At 65.9% G+C, this 13,459-nt stretch carries 12 protein-coding genes; 9 read left to right on the forward strand and 3 right to left on the reverse strand.

Annotated features, from left to right (window positions below; translation table 11 throughout):
- Positions 1–2 precede the first annotated feature (2 nt).
- Positions 3–641 (reverse strand): NrsF family protein, encoded by a 639-nt coding sequence (locus BRAD285_RS20815; protein WP_035647102.1) that lies wholly within the window; start codon positions 639–641, stop codon positions 3–5.
- A 2-nt stretch (positions 642–643) separates the two neighbouring features.
- The gene (locus BRAD285_RS20820; protein ID WP_006612962.1) at positions 644–1,156 is read right to left on the reverse strand and encodes a sigma-70 family RNA polymerase sigma factor; all 513 of its coding nucleotides are present in this window, start codon (positions 1,154–1,156) and stop codon (positions 644–646) included.
- A gap of 369 nt (positions 1,157–1,525) precedes the next feature.
- Between BRAD285_RS20820 and BRAD285_RS20825 the strand changes: the two genes are divergently transcribed.
- The 4 genes from BRAD285_RS20825 (at position 1,526) to BRAD285_RS20840 (ending at position 5,909) form a co-directional block, all read left to right on the forward strand.
- Entirely contained in the window at positions 1,526–1,900 is a 375-nt protein-coding gene (locus BRAD285_RS20825; protein WP_006612961.1) for a hypothetical protein, read from the forward strand.
- A 79-nt stretch (positions 1,901–1,979) separates the two neighbouring features.
- Positions 1,980–2,759, forward strand: a complete 780-nt coding sequence (locus BRAD285_RS20830) for an enoyl-CoA hydratase (RefSeq protein WP_035647100.1) — start codon at positions 1,980–1,982, stop codon at positions 2,757–2,759.
- Between the two features lie 444 nt (positions 2,760–3,203).
- Positions 3,204–4,622, forward strand: coding sequence for a TolC family outer membrane protein (locus BRAD285_RS20835; protein WP_006612959.1), 1,419 nt, complete (start codon positions 3,204–3,206; stop codon positions 4,620–4,622).
- A gap of 324 nt (positions 4,623–4,946) precedes the next feature.
- The gene (locus tag BRAD285_RS20840) at positions 4,947–5,909 is read left to right on the forward strand and encodes an amidohydrolase (RefSeq protein ID WP_006612537.1); all 963 of its coding nucleotides are present in this window, start codon (positions 4,947–4,949) and stop codon (positions 5,907–5,909) included.
- A gap of 104 nt (positions 5,910–6,013) precedes the next feature.
- Here the strand turns inward: BRAD285_RS20840 and BRAD285_RS20845 are convergent, their stop codons facing one another.
- Positions 6,014–7,090: an AI-2E family transporter gene (locus tag BRAD285_RS20845; protein ID WP_035646809.1), complete on the reverse strand. Its 1,077-nt coding sequence runs from the start codon at positions 7,088–7,090 to the stop codon at positions 6,014–6,016.
- 1,316 nt (positions 7,091–8,406) lie between these two features.
- Between BRAD285_RS20845 and BRAD285_RS20860 the strand changes: the two genes are divergently transcribed.
- The 5 genes from BRAD285_RS20860 to BRAD285_RS20880 all read left to right on the forward strand — a co-directional run bounded on the left by BRAD285_RS20860 (position 8,407) and on the right by BRAD285_RS20880 (position 13,449).
- Complete coding sequence (locus BRAD285_RS20860; RefSeq protein WP_006613891.1) at positions 8,407–9,582, forward strand: transporter substrate-binding domain-containing protein; 1,176 nt, start codon at positions 8,407–8,409, stop codon at positions 9,580–9,582.
- Between the two features lie 14 nt (positions 9,583–9,596).
- Positions 9,597–10,220 (forward strand): ANTAR domain-containing response regulator, encoded by a 624-nt coding sequence (locus BRAD285_RS20865; RefSeq protein ID WP_035647846.1) that lies wholly within the window; start codon positions 9,597–9,599, stop codon positions 10,218–10,220.
- 283 nt (positions 10,221–10,503) lie between these two features.
- Positions 10,504–11,334, forward strand: coding sequence for a nitrilase family protein (locus BRAD285_RS20870; RefSeq protein ID WP_006613889.1), 831 nt, complete (start codon positions 10,504–10,506; stop codon positions 11,332–11,334).
- A 42-nt stretch (positions 11,335–11,376) separates the two neighbouring features.
- The gene (locus BRAD285_RS20875; protein ID WP_006613888.1) at positions 11,377–12,537 is read left to right on the forward strand and encodes a substrate-binding protein; all 1,161 of its coding nucleotides are present in this window, start codon (positions 11,377–11,379) and stop codon (positions 12,535–12,537) included.
- A gap of 75 nt (positions 12,538–12,612) precedes the next feature.
- The gene (locus BRAD285_RS20880; RefSeq protein WP_035647844.1) at positions 12,613–13,449 is read left to right on the forward strand and encodes a branched-chain amino acid ABC transporter permease; all 837 of its coding nucleotides are present in this window, start codon (positions 12,613–12,615) and stop codon (positions 13,447–13,449) included.
- Positions 13,450–13,459: the final 10 nt, after the last annotated feature.

Genomic DNA, 13,459 nt, shown 5'->3' on the forward strand with positions numbered 1-13,459 from the left:
TCTCAATAGCGCAGCACCCGCCGGCCGATCAGCGCGCCGAGCCCGGCCACGACGACCGCTGCGATCGTGTACCAGGTGGCAACGAACAGCGGTGAATCGTCGGTGCAATGCGCGGCGTAGAGCGTCGCCGCAATTCCCGCAGACACCAGCCCCGCGATGCCTCCCGCGACCGCCGGACGTGACGGCGCACCATGACGCAGCCCGAACAGCGCGGCGCCCAGGATCGGCAGCGACAGCACCGGGATCGCACTGACGCACAGCATCGAATTATGCCCGACCAGCCGCGCCATCATCGGCGCCCGCTGCGGCAGCATCATCTCGGCCGTCATGCCGCCGATCAGGACGACGATCGGCGCGATCAGCAGCCAGCCCCAGCCGTGCAGCGACGCTTCGGGCCGCGACAGATGCACGCTGATGATCAGCGCCGGGATCGCCAGCGCCGTGGTGACGACGAACTTCAAATCGAAGAACGGATTGCGCACCGCGAGCCAGATGTCCGGGCGGATGCCGAGCCCGATCAGCAGCATCGCGGTCGATACCGGCGTCGCAGCCATCAGGGCCAGCGCCATGATGATGCCGACCGGCAGCACGCGCTGCGCATTGTCGGCGGCAAGGGAGCGGATGAGCTGATCGGTGTCCATGATCATGTGTCCCGTAGCTTGGCCGTGAGCGTCGCAAGCGCCCGGTGCAGCGCCACCCGCACCGCGCCCTCGCTCATCGAGAACTTCTGCGCCGTCTGCTTGATCGAGGCAGCGTCGACCGCGATCGACTGCAGCACGTCGCGCTGACGCTGCGGCAGGGTCTTCAGCTGCGCCTCGACCTCGCTGGCCGGGACGCTGGGTGCCGGCGGCTCGTCGGCCAGCGTCTCCGAGAAATCATCGATGTCGACGAACACCCGCCGCCCGCGCCGGCGCAGCATGTCGATCAGCTTGTTGCGGGCGATTGCGAACAGCCAGGGCGCGAACGGCGCATTGACGTCCCAGGTGTGCCGCTTGAGATGAACCGCCAACAGAATTTCCTGCACGATGTCCTCGGCCTGGTCGGGCGGCTGGCCGGCGCGCGCGAGGCCCCGCCGCGATGCTGCGCGCAGCACCGGCGTGATCGCCTTCAGCAGACGATGATAGGCCTCGTCGTCTCCGGCGACGGCCTGGCGCATCCAGCCCGTCCACTCGTCGTCACGCTCGCGCACCTGCGCTCCCACCCGACAATTCGCCCTGGACCCGCACTTTGTTACTCGACCACCGAACTGATCACAAATTCGTGATCAGTCGCTCGGCCTCGGAACAATCCGAGTTGCGCCACACGGAGAGCACGCCAGCGGGCAAATCTCGGAACCGCTCCATAGCACCAAATCGATCTGCGTAAGATCGGTTTGTGGACGACACCGCCAAGGCCGCCGCCGACGCGCTCGGCGTCGCCTCCGTTTTGCCGTGAGCGGCAGGAAGATACCCATTTTCTGCCCCGTTCTCGACATCTGTCGGGGTCTCACTCCGTCATGGGCTGGCAGGGTGGGGAGAAAGCCAACATGACGATCCAAGCCAGTGGACGTACAGCATTCATCATCGCCGCCGCGTTCGTCCTGAGCCTCGCCGGGACTGGTTTGGCACCCGCGGCCGAACAGCAGACCTACAGTCCGTTCCTGCCGGTCGGTTCCGACACCGCGCAGGCCGCCAAGCAGGACGTGTTTCCGGCGCCGATGGCGACCGAGGCGCAGGCGGCGCCCGCGACTCAAACAGCCGAGAGCGAATCGGCGCCGGCCGAGCCCGCCACCGTCAACCTCGTCACTGTCAGCAATGACGACGGCTCCGGCTGGGACAAGGCCTCGATCATCGGCAAGATCTTCATCGCCTGCGGCACCCTGCTCACTCTGGGCTCGGCCGCGCGGATGTTCATGATCTGACGTCCGGCCTCTCCACCCTACTTGATGCGCGGCCGAGCAGCGGGCAGATTGCCCGCTGTTTGATTTGCGGGGTGGAAACATGAGCGTTTACGAGCACATCATCGTCGAGGGCAAAGGCGCGGTCGGCGTCATCACCTTGAACCGGCCGAAGATGCTCAACGCATTGTCGTTCGGCGTCTTCCGCGAGATCGCCGCCGCCGTCGACGATCTCGAGGCCGACGACGCCATCGGCTGCATCGTCATCACCGGCAGCGAGAAGGCATTCGCGGCCGGCGCCGACATCAAGGAGATGCAGCCCAAGAGCTTCATCGACATGTTCTCGAGCGACTTCACCGCGATCGGTGGCGACCGCGTCGCACGCTGCCGCAAGCCGACCATCGCCGCGGTCTCGGGCTATGCGCTCGGCGGCGGCTGCGAGCTCGCGATGATGTGCGACTTCATCATCTGCTCCGATACGGCGAAGTTTGGCCAGCCGGAAATCACGCTCGGCACCATCCCCGGCATCGGCGGCACCCAGCGGCTGACCCGCGCGATCGGCAAGGCCAAGGCGATGGACCTCTGCCTCACCGGCCGGATGATGGACGCGGCGGAAGCCGAGCGCGCCGGCCTGGTCAGCCGCATCGTTCCGGCAGACAAATTGATGGAAGAGACGATGGCCGCCGCCGAGAAGATCGCAGCGATGTCGCGCCCCGCGGCCGCGATGGCCAAGGAGGCCGTCAACCGCGCCTTCGAGACCCCGCTCTCTGAGGGCATGAACGTCGAGCGCAACCTCTTCCACGCCACCTTCGCGCTCGAAGACCGCGCCGAGGGCATGGCCGCCTTCATCGAGAAGCGCAAGCCGGTCAACAAGAACCGGTGAGCGGTACTGAACGATTCTCTCTGAAGTAGTTCGAGTCTCACCGCACGTCAGGTGCGCTCCCTCTCCCCGTTCTTCACGGGGAGAGGGTTGGGGTGAGGGGCAGCCACGAGCACTGACCGTGCACAGAGCCCCCTTACCCGGATTGCATCTGACGATGCAATCCGACCTCTCCCCGCAAGCGAGGCGCGGTGCCCTGAGCGAATCGCAACAAGCTTGCAATTAGCTGACGCGATTCGCGGCGCAGACCGCAATCGCCGCCGCCACTCACTCACCCGCCTACCGCGCGGCCGTCCCGCTGCTCCCGCTGCACTGCGCCTGTGGCGCGCCCGCCACAACAAACCATGGAAAAGCCTGCCGGATTCCACATCCGCGGTTTGTGTGTGGCCGCGCTCCGCCGTAAACAGGTAAACGATTGGTTAAGACAGTGAGACGCGGCGGAGTCGGATGGTGGGTCGAGCCAAGACATTTGGCGTCGGCAAGGTGCATGCATGGCGGATCGGCTCTGGCCTGATCCTCGCCGCCGGCCTTGTCGCTGTCAGCTCGCCGGTGCGCGCCGAGGATCTCGCCGCCGCGCTGGCCAAAGCCTATCAGACCAACCCGACGCTCAATGCCGAGCGCGCCCGGCAGCGTGCGACCGACGAGAACGTGCCGCAGGCGCTCGCCGGGTATCGCCCGCAGCTCATCGCGAGCCTCAGCGCCGGCCTGCAGGCGGTGCGCAATCTGCTGCCGACCAATGCGATCCAGAGCCAGACGCTGAAGCCCTGGACCATTGGCCTCACCGTCAACCAGACCCTCTTCAACGGCTTTCGCACCGCCAACAGCGTCCGCGTCGCCGAGCTGCAGGTGCAGTCCGGCCGCGAGGCGTTGCGCAATGTCGGCCAGGGCGTGCTGCTCGATGCCGTGACCGCCTATACCAACGTGCTCGCCAACCAGTCGCTGGTCGAGGCGCAGCGCTCCAACGTCGCCTTCCTGCGCGAGACGCTGTCGGTGACGCAGCGCCGCCTCAATGCCGGCGACGTCACCCCGACCGACGCCTCGCAGGCCGAGGCGCGGCTGTCGCGCGGCCTGTCCGACCTCAACGCCGCCGAGGTCAATCTCGCCATCAGCCAGGCCACCTACGCGCAGGTGATCGGCATGACGCCGAGCCAGCTGCGCGCCGCCGATCCGGTCGACCGCCTGCTGCCGCGCTCGCGCGAGGATGCGATCGCGCTCGCCAACAAAGAGAACCCGGCGGTGGCCGCGGCGAGCTTCGACGTCGACGTCGCCGCGACCTCGATCAAGGTGGCCGAGGGAGCGCTGCTGCCGACCGTGACCTTGCAGGCCGGCGTCAGCCGCAGCCGCGATTCGGACCAAACGCTCGGCACCTTCGGCACCGACCAGGCCTCGGTGGTCGGCAGCGTCGCCGCCCCGATCTACGATGGCGGCACCGCATCATCGCAGACCCGCCAGGCCAAGGAGGTCGCGGCGCAGAGCCGCCTCGTGCTCGACCAGGTCCGCAACCAGGCGCGCACCGCCGTGGTCAGCGCCTGGGTCGCCAATGAAGGCGCCAAGGTCGCCGTCAGCGCCTCCGAGGCCGAGGTGAAGGCCGCGACCGTCGCGCTGCAGGGCGTCTCGCGCGAAGCGCAAGGCGGCCAGCGCACCACCGTCGACGTTCTGAACTCGCAGGCAGATCTGATCCAGGCCAAGGCGCGCCTGATCGGCGCCCAGCGCGACCGCGTCATCGCCTCCTACACCCTGCTCAGCGCCGTCGGCCGCCTCGACGTCAAGAACCTCAATCTGAACACGCCGGACTATCTGCCCGAGGTCCACTACCACCAAGTCCGCGACGCCTGGCACGGCCTCCGCACGCCGTCGGGGCAGTAGGAGCATCATCAGCCGATCAGTTCGCGACGGAGCCGGACACCCACCTCTCCCGGAGGGAGAGGTCGGATTGCATCGTCAGATGCAATCCGGGTGAGGGCTTACGGTCGATCGAGGAAACTGCGCCCCCTCACCCGCGCCTAGCGGCGCGACCTCTCCCCGCTGGGGAGAGGTGAAACCGTGCCGCACCCGACCTGCACGCCTCACCAACACGCGAGGAATGCCCGCGCTGTTCGCTCTTGCCCCCTACTGCGCCCCGGTCCACGCTGATGGCCGAAACCACGCGCGTCACCCTCAACGCACGCGCGACATCCGGGGAGAACCATCATGTTGAACCGCCGCAGCCTGCTGCTGGCCTCGCTCGCCGCCGGAGTGACGATGACCACGACAGCCCGCGCAAAACCCTCGCAGCCCGCCACGCCGGTCGATTTCGAGGTGCCGGCCGACGCCTGCGACTGCCACACCCACATTCACGGCGATCCCGAAAAGTTTCCGTTCGCCGTCAGCCGCGTCTACACGCCCGAGCCGGCCCTGCCGGAAGAGATGGCCGCCCTGCACAAGGCGCTGCACATCCAGCGCGTGGTGATCGTGACGCCGAGCGTCTACGGCACCGACAATTCCGCGACGCTCTACGGCATGAAGGCCAGGGGCAACGATGCCCGCGGCGTCGCCGTCATCGACGACAAGACCACCGAGGCGCAGCTCGATCAGATGAATGCCGACGGCTTCCGCGGCATCCGCCTCAATCTCGCGACCGGCGGCATCAACGATCCCACTATCGGCCGCGCTCGCTTTCAGGCCGCGGTCGAGCAGATGAAGGCGCGCGGCTGGCACGTCCAGCTCTACACCAACACGCCGATGATCGCGGCCATCAAGGACCTCGTGATGCAATCACCGGTGCCGGCCGTGTTCGACCATTTCGGCGGCGCGCAGGCCGAGCTCGGCCTCGAGCAGCCCGGCTTCTCCGACCTCATCGAACTCGTCCGCAGCGGCAAGGCCTATGTGAAAATCTCGGGCGCCTACCGCGCCTCGACGAAGGGTCCTGACTACACCGATGTCATCCCGTTTGCGAAAGCGCTCATCGCCGCCAACCCCGACCGCATCGTCTGGGGCACCGACTGGCCGCACCCGGATTCCTCGCCGCATCCGGAGCTGAAGGTGACGGATGTCAGGCCGTTCTATCAAATCGACGACGGCCGCCTGATGAACCAGCTCCCGGTGTGGGCGCCGGATGAAGCGATCAGGAAGAAGATCCTGGTCGACAACCCGGCAAGGCTTTACGGGTTTTGAGAGGCGGTCCATCCACGAGCACAGCCGGTAGGGCGGGTTAGCGCAGCGTAACCCGCCGCAACACCTCTTCGGCATCACGGCGGATTACGCTGCGCTAATCCGCCCTACTCGCTACTTGCCACGTCAGCCACCGCGCGATTCTCGCTGCGCACCGTCGTGAACATGTCCCAGATCGCGATGAACATCGCCGCGATGACAGGGCCGATGATGAAACCGTTCAACCCGAACACCTCGATGCCGCCCAGGGTCGAGAGCAGCACCACGTAGTCCGGCATCTTCGTGTCCTGTCCGACCAGGATCGGGCGCAGCAGATTGTCGACGAGACCGATGACGAGCGCACCATAGGCCATCAGGATCACGCCGCGCCAGATCGACCCGGTGGCCAAGAGATACAGCGCGACCGGAAACCACACGATGCCCGCGCCCACCGCGGGGAGCAGCGACATGAACGCCATCACCACCGCCCACAGCAGCGGCGCGGTGATGCCGAGAAACCAGAAGATCAGCCCGCCGAGCGCGCCCTGCGCTAGCGCGACCACCAGATTGCCCTTCACCGTTGCACGGATGACGATGATGAACTTTGAAAGTAGCGCATCGCGTTGCTCGTCGCGCAAAGGGATGGCGTCCGCGATGCGTCGCGACAACGTCTCCTCGTCGCGCAGCAGGAAGAACAGCAGATAGAGCATCAGGAAGAGGCTGACGAAGAACTCGAACGTGCCCTGCCCGATGTTCAGCGCCTGGCCCGCAATGACCTGACTGCCTCGCAGCAGCAGTGCGGACAGCCGGTCCTTGAGACCCGCGAAGCTGCCGAGCCCGGACCGATTCAGCAGGTCGACGATCCAGGCGGGCAGCGCATCCAGCATCTTCTGGAAATACTGCGTGACGTCCAGCTGGCCGCCCTGCACCTGCCCGTACACACCTGCCGCCTGCTGCGCCAGCGCCGTGCCGATCAGCGACAACGGAAGAATAACGATCAGGATCACGAGCAGCACGACGATCGCCGCCGCCCCCCCATCTCGGCCGTTCATCAACTGTGACACCCGACGATGCAGCGGCGCGAACACGATCGCACCGACCACGCCCCACAGCAGAGCACCATAGAACGGCAGCAGGATCCAGCCGAGCGCGAGCGTGATCACAGCGAGCAGGAACAGCAGAACTCGGTCTTCGAAACTGCGCATCTGAACTTTCCAGTCTGGCCGCGACATCCGGTCACACGCCTAGGTCTGAGGGACTCGTGCCGGACATCGCCGCATCCATCAGCCATCAACGCGCGAACACGCCAATCGTGCTCCACTTCGGTTCGGGATCAAGCGACCCGATTTGCGACATACACGATCGTCGCGCAGCTCATATCACGCTCAGCATGAGGACACACACCGCCTCCCCATCGTCATTCCGGGGCGCGCGCAGCGCGAGCCCGGAATCCATAACCACGACTGTCTGAAGGGGACCGAGCTGCATGTGGCCTCGTCTCGCCCCACAACTGCTGTCCGTGAGTATGGATTCCGGGCTCAGCCGCTTGGGCGGCTGCCCCGGAATGACGGCGGAGAGCGTGGCGACCTTTTGCGCCAAAACACAGATTTCGGCCACGCGATCAACCACAAAGCCCGTTTTAAGAGCCCTCGCGAAAAATAAATCACTTCCGAAAATCAGCAAATCATGTCTATAACTCCCGCGTTCCGGTCCGGATGAGGGGCGTACGCGTCGTCACGACACGTTGGGCCGGCAATGCGGTGGACGTGAGGGCATCGGCGCGCGTGATGTGCGGACGAGCGATGTCCTGACGTACGTGAAGTCGCGTGGTCCTGGCCTCCCGGTGCTGAGGCCAAGGTGTGCGGAGGTCTGACGAGCTCCGCGGCCGACGGGGTCAACCAGCCGGTCCCCGAGGAGAGCGCGTATAAGCGTGAAGCCCATCGCGCAGGGAATGCCGGAACGTTCGGCTGACCTGTGGTGACTGCCGCCTGCTTTTTTCTTGCAGGCGGGCCATGGGTGCGGCCAGCGCCCGGCATTCCCTGCGCCCTCATCATCGACGAGGGCCCGCCATCCGGATCAACTCGGGCGCCCAGCGCCGCGGGATCGAGAGCGCGCGCCGGCTGTTTGACGAGTCGTCGTACGAAGGAGTCTCGCAGTTGCCGCTCCACACTTGCCGAGGCAAACGATGTCCGATGATGAGATCGCTCGCGCAGCAATCTCATCCACCCTCCCCTGGAGGGGGAGGGTCGATCGCACGCGAAGCGGGCGAGCGGGGTGGGGTGAGCCACACAAAGACCGCCCATGGGGCTCACCCCACCACGTCTCACATTCGCTCCGCTCATGTGAGACGACCCTCCCCCTCCAGGGGAGGGTGGCAGCGGTTCCGCAGCGAAGCGTGAGCAGAGGGTGTACGAGTTCGGATTCCGACATCGCCCTGCCCCGTTGCCAACCGCTCGCCGAGTGGCAATAAACAGCGCTTTCCGAGCCGGCCGCGCCGGCCCGTCGACCTGGAGGCATGATGATGACGACGAGACCGGCCGCAAAATCATCCGACAAGGATGTCTGGCGCGTCGGCGTGCTGTTCTCGCGCAGCGGCCTGATGCAGGTCACGGAGTCCGAGCACTTCTTCGGCACCGCGCTCGCAATCCAGGAAATCAACACCGAAGGCGGCGTGCTCGGCCGTGAGATCGAGGTCATCGCCTATGATCCGGGGTCGCAGCCCGAAACCTTCCGCAAGCTCGCCGATCGCCTGCTGACCGAGGATGGCGCCTCCGTGATCTTCGGCTGCTCGACCTCGGCGGAGCGCAAGGCCGTGCTGCCCGCGATCGAGCGCCGCAACGGTCTGCTGTGGTATCCCTCGCTCTACGAAGGTTTCGAATATTCGCCTAACGTGATCTACACCGGGCCGGCGCCGAACCAGAATGCGTTCCAGCTCGCCGAATATATCGTGCGCAAGCATGGCCCGCGCGTCTATCTGATCGGCTCCGACTACATCTATCCGCGCGAATCCAACCGCATCATGCGCGACCTCGTCGAGTCCTATGCCGGCCGCGTCGTCGGCGAGCAGTATGTGACGATGGAAGCCACCGATGCCGAGCTGACCCGCGGCCTCGATGCGATCAGGGACGCGGCGCCCGACGTCGTGTTCTCGACCATCGTCGGCCGCACCGCGCAGCGCTTTTATCGCATGTATGCGCAGGCTGGCTTCGATCCGAAGCGGCTGCCGATCGCGAGCCTCACCATGGCCGAGGGCGAGGTGCGCGCCATCGGCGCCGAATATTGCGCGGGCCATCTCACGGCCGCGAGCTATTTCGGCACGCTGGCGCGCGACAGCAACGACCGCTTCAAGGCGGCGTTCGCGGCCACCTTCGGCGCCGACACGCCGGTCAGCATGTGGAGCGCCTCGGCCTATGCGCAGATCAAGCTGTTCGCGCGAGCACTCGAGCAGGCCGGCAGCCTCGATACGCAGAGGCTGGTGGAAGCCGCGCTCGGCCTGAGCCTCGAAGCGCCGGAGGGACCGATCCGGATCGATCCCGACAACAACCACGTCTGGACCACGCCGCGCATCGGCCGCGTCCGCGCCGACGGCCAGTTCGACATCGTGTGGGAGAGCAAGAGTCCGATCAAGCCCGATCCGTATCTGTCGGTGTCGCCGATCGGCGGCCGCTGGCTGAGCGAAGAGGCGCTGTCAGCATGAGGCCGGATGACCGCATGAAGCCCGGCGTGCGCCGCCTCATCGAGGAGCTGCGCGGCGCCCGCGTGCTGGTGATCCATCCGCGCGACGCCGAGGGCGACGCGCTGATCGACCAGCTCAAGCGCATCGGCTGCAACGTCCGCGGCGTCTGGCCGCCGCCGGCCGCGATCCCGCACGATATCGACACGGTGTTCCAGCTGATCGAGACCTCCGACGAGATGATCTTTCCGGAAGGGACCACCGAGCATCCGCTCACTTTCATCGCCATCGTCGACTACGAGAATCCGACGATCCTGAAGCGCCTGCTCGACAGCAATGCGCATGGCGTCGTCAACAAGCCGATCCGCTCGTTCGGTATTCTATCCTCACTGGTGCTGGCGCGCTCGCTGCGCGGCTATACGCGCCGGCTCGAAGGCAAGGTGCAGAAGCTGGAGGAGACGTTGAAGGCGCGGCGCGACGTCGACAAGGCGGTGAAGATCCTGATGGGGTTGAAGCAGGTCGGCGAGGTCGAGGCCTATGAGCTGATCCGCGCCCAGGCGACGCAGAAGCGGGTCGCGATGGCCGACATCGCGATCTCGATCATCAATGCACAGGAGACATTGGGTGGATTGGGGGTGCTGGATGCGCCGGTGTCCCGCTAGACGCCTGCCGCGCCCACGGGTTGGGCAGCGACGGCCTCAAATTTTTGCAAGCGACGGCGTTGACTTCGCTTCGCGCATTTGAGTTACTTAGGGGTAGTTGCGGACATCGCATGTCCGCCAATGGCCGGTCGGCCATTTCACATCAGGCTATGCAGCCCTCGTATTGCGCCGCAAGGCGCAGTCGGGGGCTTTTTGTTTGGCGCGCGCGAACCTCGCGAACGCAACGGAGACTCGTGCCTTGACGACGGATGACGACAGCAAACTGCGGATCGCCTGCATCCAGATGCAGCCGATGGTCGGCGAGTTGGAAACCAACCTCGCCCACAGCCTCGATCTGATCCAACAGGCGGTGGCGCAAGGCGCCAAGCTCGTGGTGCTCCCCGAGCTCGCCTCAAGCGGCTATGTGTTCAAATCCCGCGAGGAGGCCTTCGCCGCCTCGGAGACCATTCCCGGCGGCCCCGCCGTGACCGCCTGGAGCGAGATCGCCGCCAGGCACGGCCTGCATCTCGTCGCCGGCATCTGCGAGCGCGAGGGCGACCGCCTCTACAACAGCGCGGTGCTGATCGGGCCGAAGGGCTACATCGGCACGTTCCGCAAGGTGCACCTGTGGAACGAGGAGAACCTGTATTTCGAGCCCGGCAATCTCGGCTTCCCCGTCTACCACACCGAGATCGGCCGCATCGGCATGGCGATCTGCTACGATGGCTGGTTCCCGGAGAGCTATCGTCTCAACGCGCTGCAGGGCGCCGACATCGTCTGCGTGCCGACCAACTGGGTGCCGATCCCCGGCCAGGCGCCGGGACGCGAGGCCATGGCCAACATCCTGGCGATGGCGGCTGCCCATTCCAACTCGATCTTCATCGCCTGCGCCGACCGCGTCGGTGTCGAGCGCGGCCAACCCTTCGAGGGCCAGAGCCTGATCGTCAGCTACACCGGCTGGCCGGTCGCCGGCCCCGCGAGCCGCGACAAGGAGGAGATCGTGATCGCCGATGTGGCGCTCGGCGAAGCCCGCCGCGCCCGCAACTGGAACGCCTTCAACCAAGTCCTGCGCGACCGCCGCTCCGACGTCTACGACGAGATGCTCGGCAGCGAGGTCAAGCGCGGCTGGTACTGACAATTTCGCCTTTCTGTTTCGACCATTCACGGAGGACCATCGATGACATCCCGTTTGCTCACCACCTCACTGGCGCTCGCCCTTGCGGCGACCGCACTTTCGTCAGCCTTTGCCGCCGATCCGATCAAGATCGGCGTTCCCGTCGGCCTGTCCGGCGCCAACTCCGTCGTCGCGCCCTCGGTGGTGCAATCGGCCGAACTCGCGGTTGAGGAGATCAACGCCAAGGGTGGCGTGCTCGGCCGCAAGCTGGAGCTCGAGGTCGCCGATGACGCCTCGGGTGCCGCCGGCGCGCAGAAGGCGTTCGACGCCCTGATCTTCCAGAAGAAGGTCAACGTGCTGATATCGATGGAGACCAGCGCGGCGCGCAACGCCGGCCTGCCGATCGTCGCCCGCGGCAAGACGCCCTACATCTACACCTCGTTCTACGAGGGCAAGTCCTGCAGCCCCTATCTCTACGTCAACGCCTGGGTGCCGGACCAGCAGGTGCCGCCGATCGTCGACTACTTCAACAAGGAGAAGAAGGCGAAGAACTACTTCCTGATCGGCTCCGACTACGCCTTCGGCCGCGGCATGCTCGCGTTCACGAAGATGTATATCGAGAAGACCGGTGGGAAGGTCGTCGGCGAGGAGTACCTGCCGATGGACGGCTCCGACTGGACCTCGATCATCTCCAAGCTCAAGGCCTCCGGCGCCGACGCGCTGATCACTTCCACCGCGGGCGGCGCGCCGAACGTCACCCTGACCAAGCAGCTGCGGGCCGCCGGCGTGAACCTGCCCTACGGCAACCTCGCCGTCGACGAAGGCACCGCCAAGGGCATGGGCGCTGACGCGGCTGGCATCTATCTGTCCGCCTCGTACGTGACCGGCATCGATACGCCGGCCAACAAGACCTTCCTGGCCTCGATGGCCAAGAAGTTCGGCGGCGAACTGAAGACCCCGAACGATCTCTCGGTCCCGCAGTATGAGGCCGTCTACGCCTACAAGGCCGCGGTCGAGAAGGCTGGCAGCACAGACCAGGACAAGGTGCTCAAGGCGCTCGCCGAGGTCTCGGTCGATGGCCCGCGCGGCACGATCAAGATGGACAAGCAGCGCCACGCGCCGCTGACGATGTATCTCGGCCAGGTCCAGCCCGACGGCAGCGTCAAGGTGATCCAGAGCTTCAAGGACGTCGATCCCGGCGCGCAGTGCCCGGGCAAATCGTGAAACAGCACGCCTGATCGCGTATGATCCCGCGGGGCGGACGACAGCCCGCCCCGCTTCTCTCAAGTGGAAGTGACCATGCTGACCGTCGCCCTCGATGCCGTCACGACGGCCGCCATGCTCTTCATCATCGCCGCCGGTCTCCTGATCGTATTCGGCGTGATGAAGATCATCAACTTCGCCCACGCCGCCTTCCTCACCGTCGGCGCCTACTCGGCCCTCGTCGGCGCGCAACTGGGCCTGCCTTGGTTCCTGGTTCTGCCGCTGGCCTTCATCGCCGGCGCCATCTGTGGCGGCGTCACCGAGATCATCATCGTTCGCCGTCTCTACAAGCGTCCGCTCGATGCGATCCTCGCCACCTGGGGCCTCGGCATCGTGCTGGGACAGCTCATCACCCTCATGTTCGGCCGCGAGGTGCAGTTCGTGCAAGCGCCGATCTCGGGCACGGTGCATCTGTTCGGCGCCGATTATTCCGCCTACCGGCTGGTCATGATCGTCGCGGCCATCGTCGTCGGTTTGCTCTTTACTGCCCTGCTCAACGGCACACGGTTGGGCCTATCGACTAAGGCCGTGATCATGAACGAGATGCTGGCGCAGGGGCTCGGCGTCGACTCCTCGCGCGTCCGGCTCATTACTTTCGCGCTCGGCAGTGGCCTCGCCGCGCTGTCCGGCGCGCTGATCACGCCGCTGTCGAGCGTCGATCCAAACATGGGCGTGCCCTGGTTGATCGGCGCGTTTATGCTAGTGATGGTGTCCGGCGGCTCGCTGCTGGCGTTGGCCGGTTCCTGCGCCGTGCTGGGCACCCTGCAGGTTCTCGTCTCCACTTTCGTCAACCCGATCCTGGGTGGCCTGACCATCGCGATCTGCGCCGCCATTGTGCTGCGGATCCGGCCGGAGGGTTTTGCCCGTGCCTGACGCGCGCCCC

It is taken from the genome of Bradyrhizobium sp. ORS 285 (assembly GCF_900176205.1).
Taxonomy (GTDB): Bacteria; Pseudomonadota; Alphaproteobacteria; order Rhizobiales; family Xanthobacteraceae; genus Bradyrhizobium.

Coding starts and splice junctions, on each gene's coding strand:
- BRAD285_RS20880 (WP_035647844.1), top strand. CDS start 12,613: ATGCTGACCGTCGCCCTCGATGCCGTCACGACGGCCGCCATGCTCTTC.
- BRAD285_RS20860 (WP_006613891.1), top strand. CDS start 8,407: ATGACGACGAGACCGGCCGCAAAATCATCCGACAAGGATGTCTGGCGC.
- BRAD285_RS20865 (WP_035647846.1), top strand. CDS start 9,597: ATGAAGCCCGGCGTGCGCCGCCTCATCGAGGAGCTGCGCGGCGCCCGC.
- BRAD285_RS20835 (WP_006612959.1), top strand. CDS start 3,204: ATGGTGGGTCGAGCCAAGACATTTGGCGTCGGCAAGGTGCATGCATGG.
- BRAD285_RS20830 (WP_035647100.1), top strand. CDS start 1,980: ATGAGCGTTTACGAGCACATCATCGTCGAGGGCAAAGGCGCGGTCGGC.
- BRAD285_RS20820 (WP_006612962.1), bottom strand. CDS start 1,156: ATGCGCCAGGCCGTCGCCGGAGACGACGAGGCCTATCATCGTCTGCTG.
- BRAD285_RS20815 (WP_035647102.1), bottom strand. CDS start 641: ATGGACACCGATCAGCTCATCCGCTCCCTTGCCGCCGACAATGCGCAG.
- BRAD285_RS20840 (WP_006612537.1), top strand. CDS start 4,947: ATGTTGAACCGCCGCAGCCTGCTGCTGGCCTCGCTCGCCGCCGGAGTG.
- BRAD285_RS20845 (WP_035646809.1), bottom strand. CDS start 7,090: ATGCGCAGTTTCGAAGACCGAGTTCTGCTGTTCCTGCTCGCTGTGATC.
- BRAD285_RS20870 (WP_006613889.1), top strand. CDS start 10,504: ATGCAGCCGATGGTCGGCGAGTTGGAAACCAACCTCGCCCACAGCCTC.
- BRAD285_RS20875 (WP_006613888.1), top strand. CDS start 11,377: ATGACATCCCGTTTGCTCACCACCTCACTGGCGCTCGCCCTTGCGGCG.
- BRAD285_RS20825 (WP_006612961.1), top strand. CDS start 1,526: ATGACGATCCAAGCCAGTGGACGTACAGCATTCATCATCGCCGCCGCG.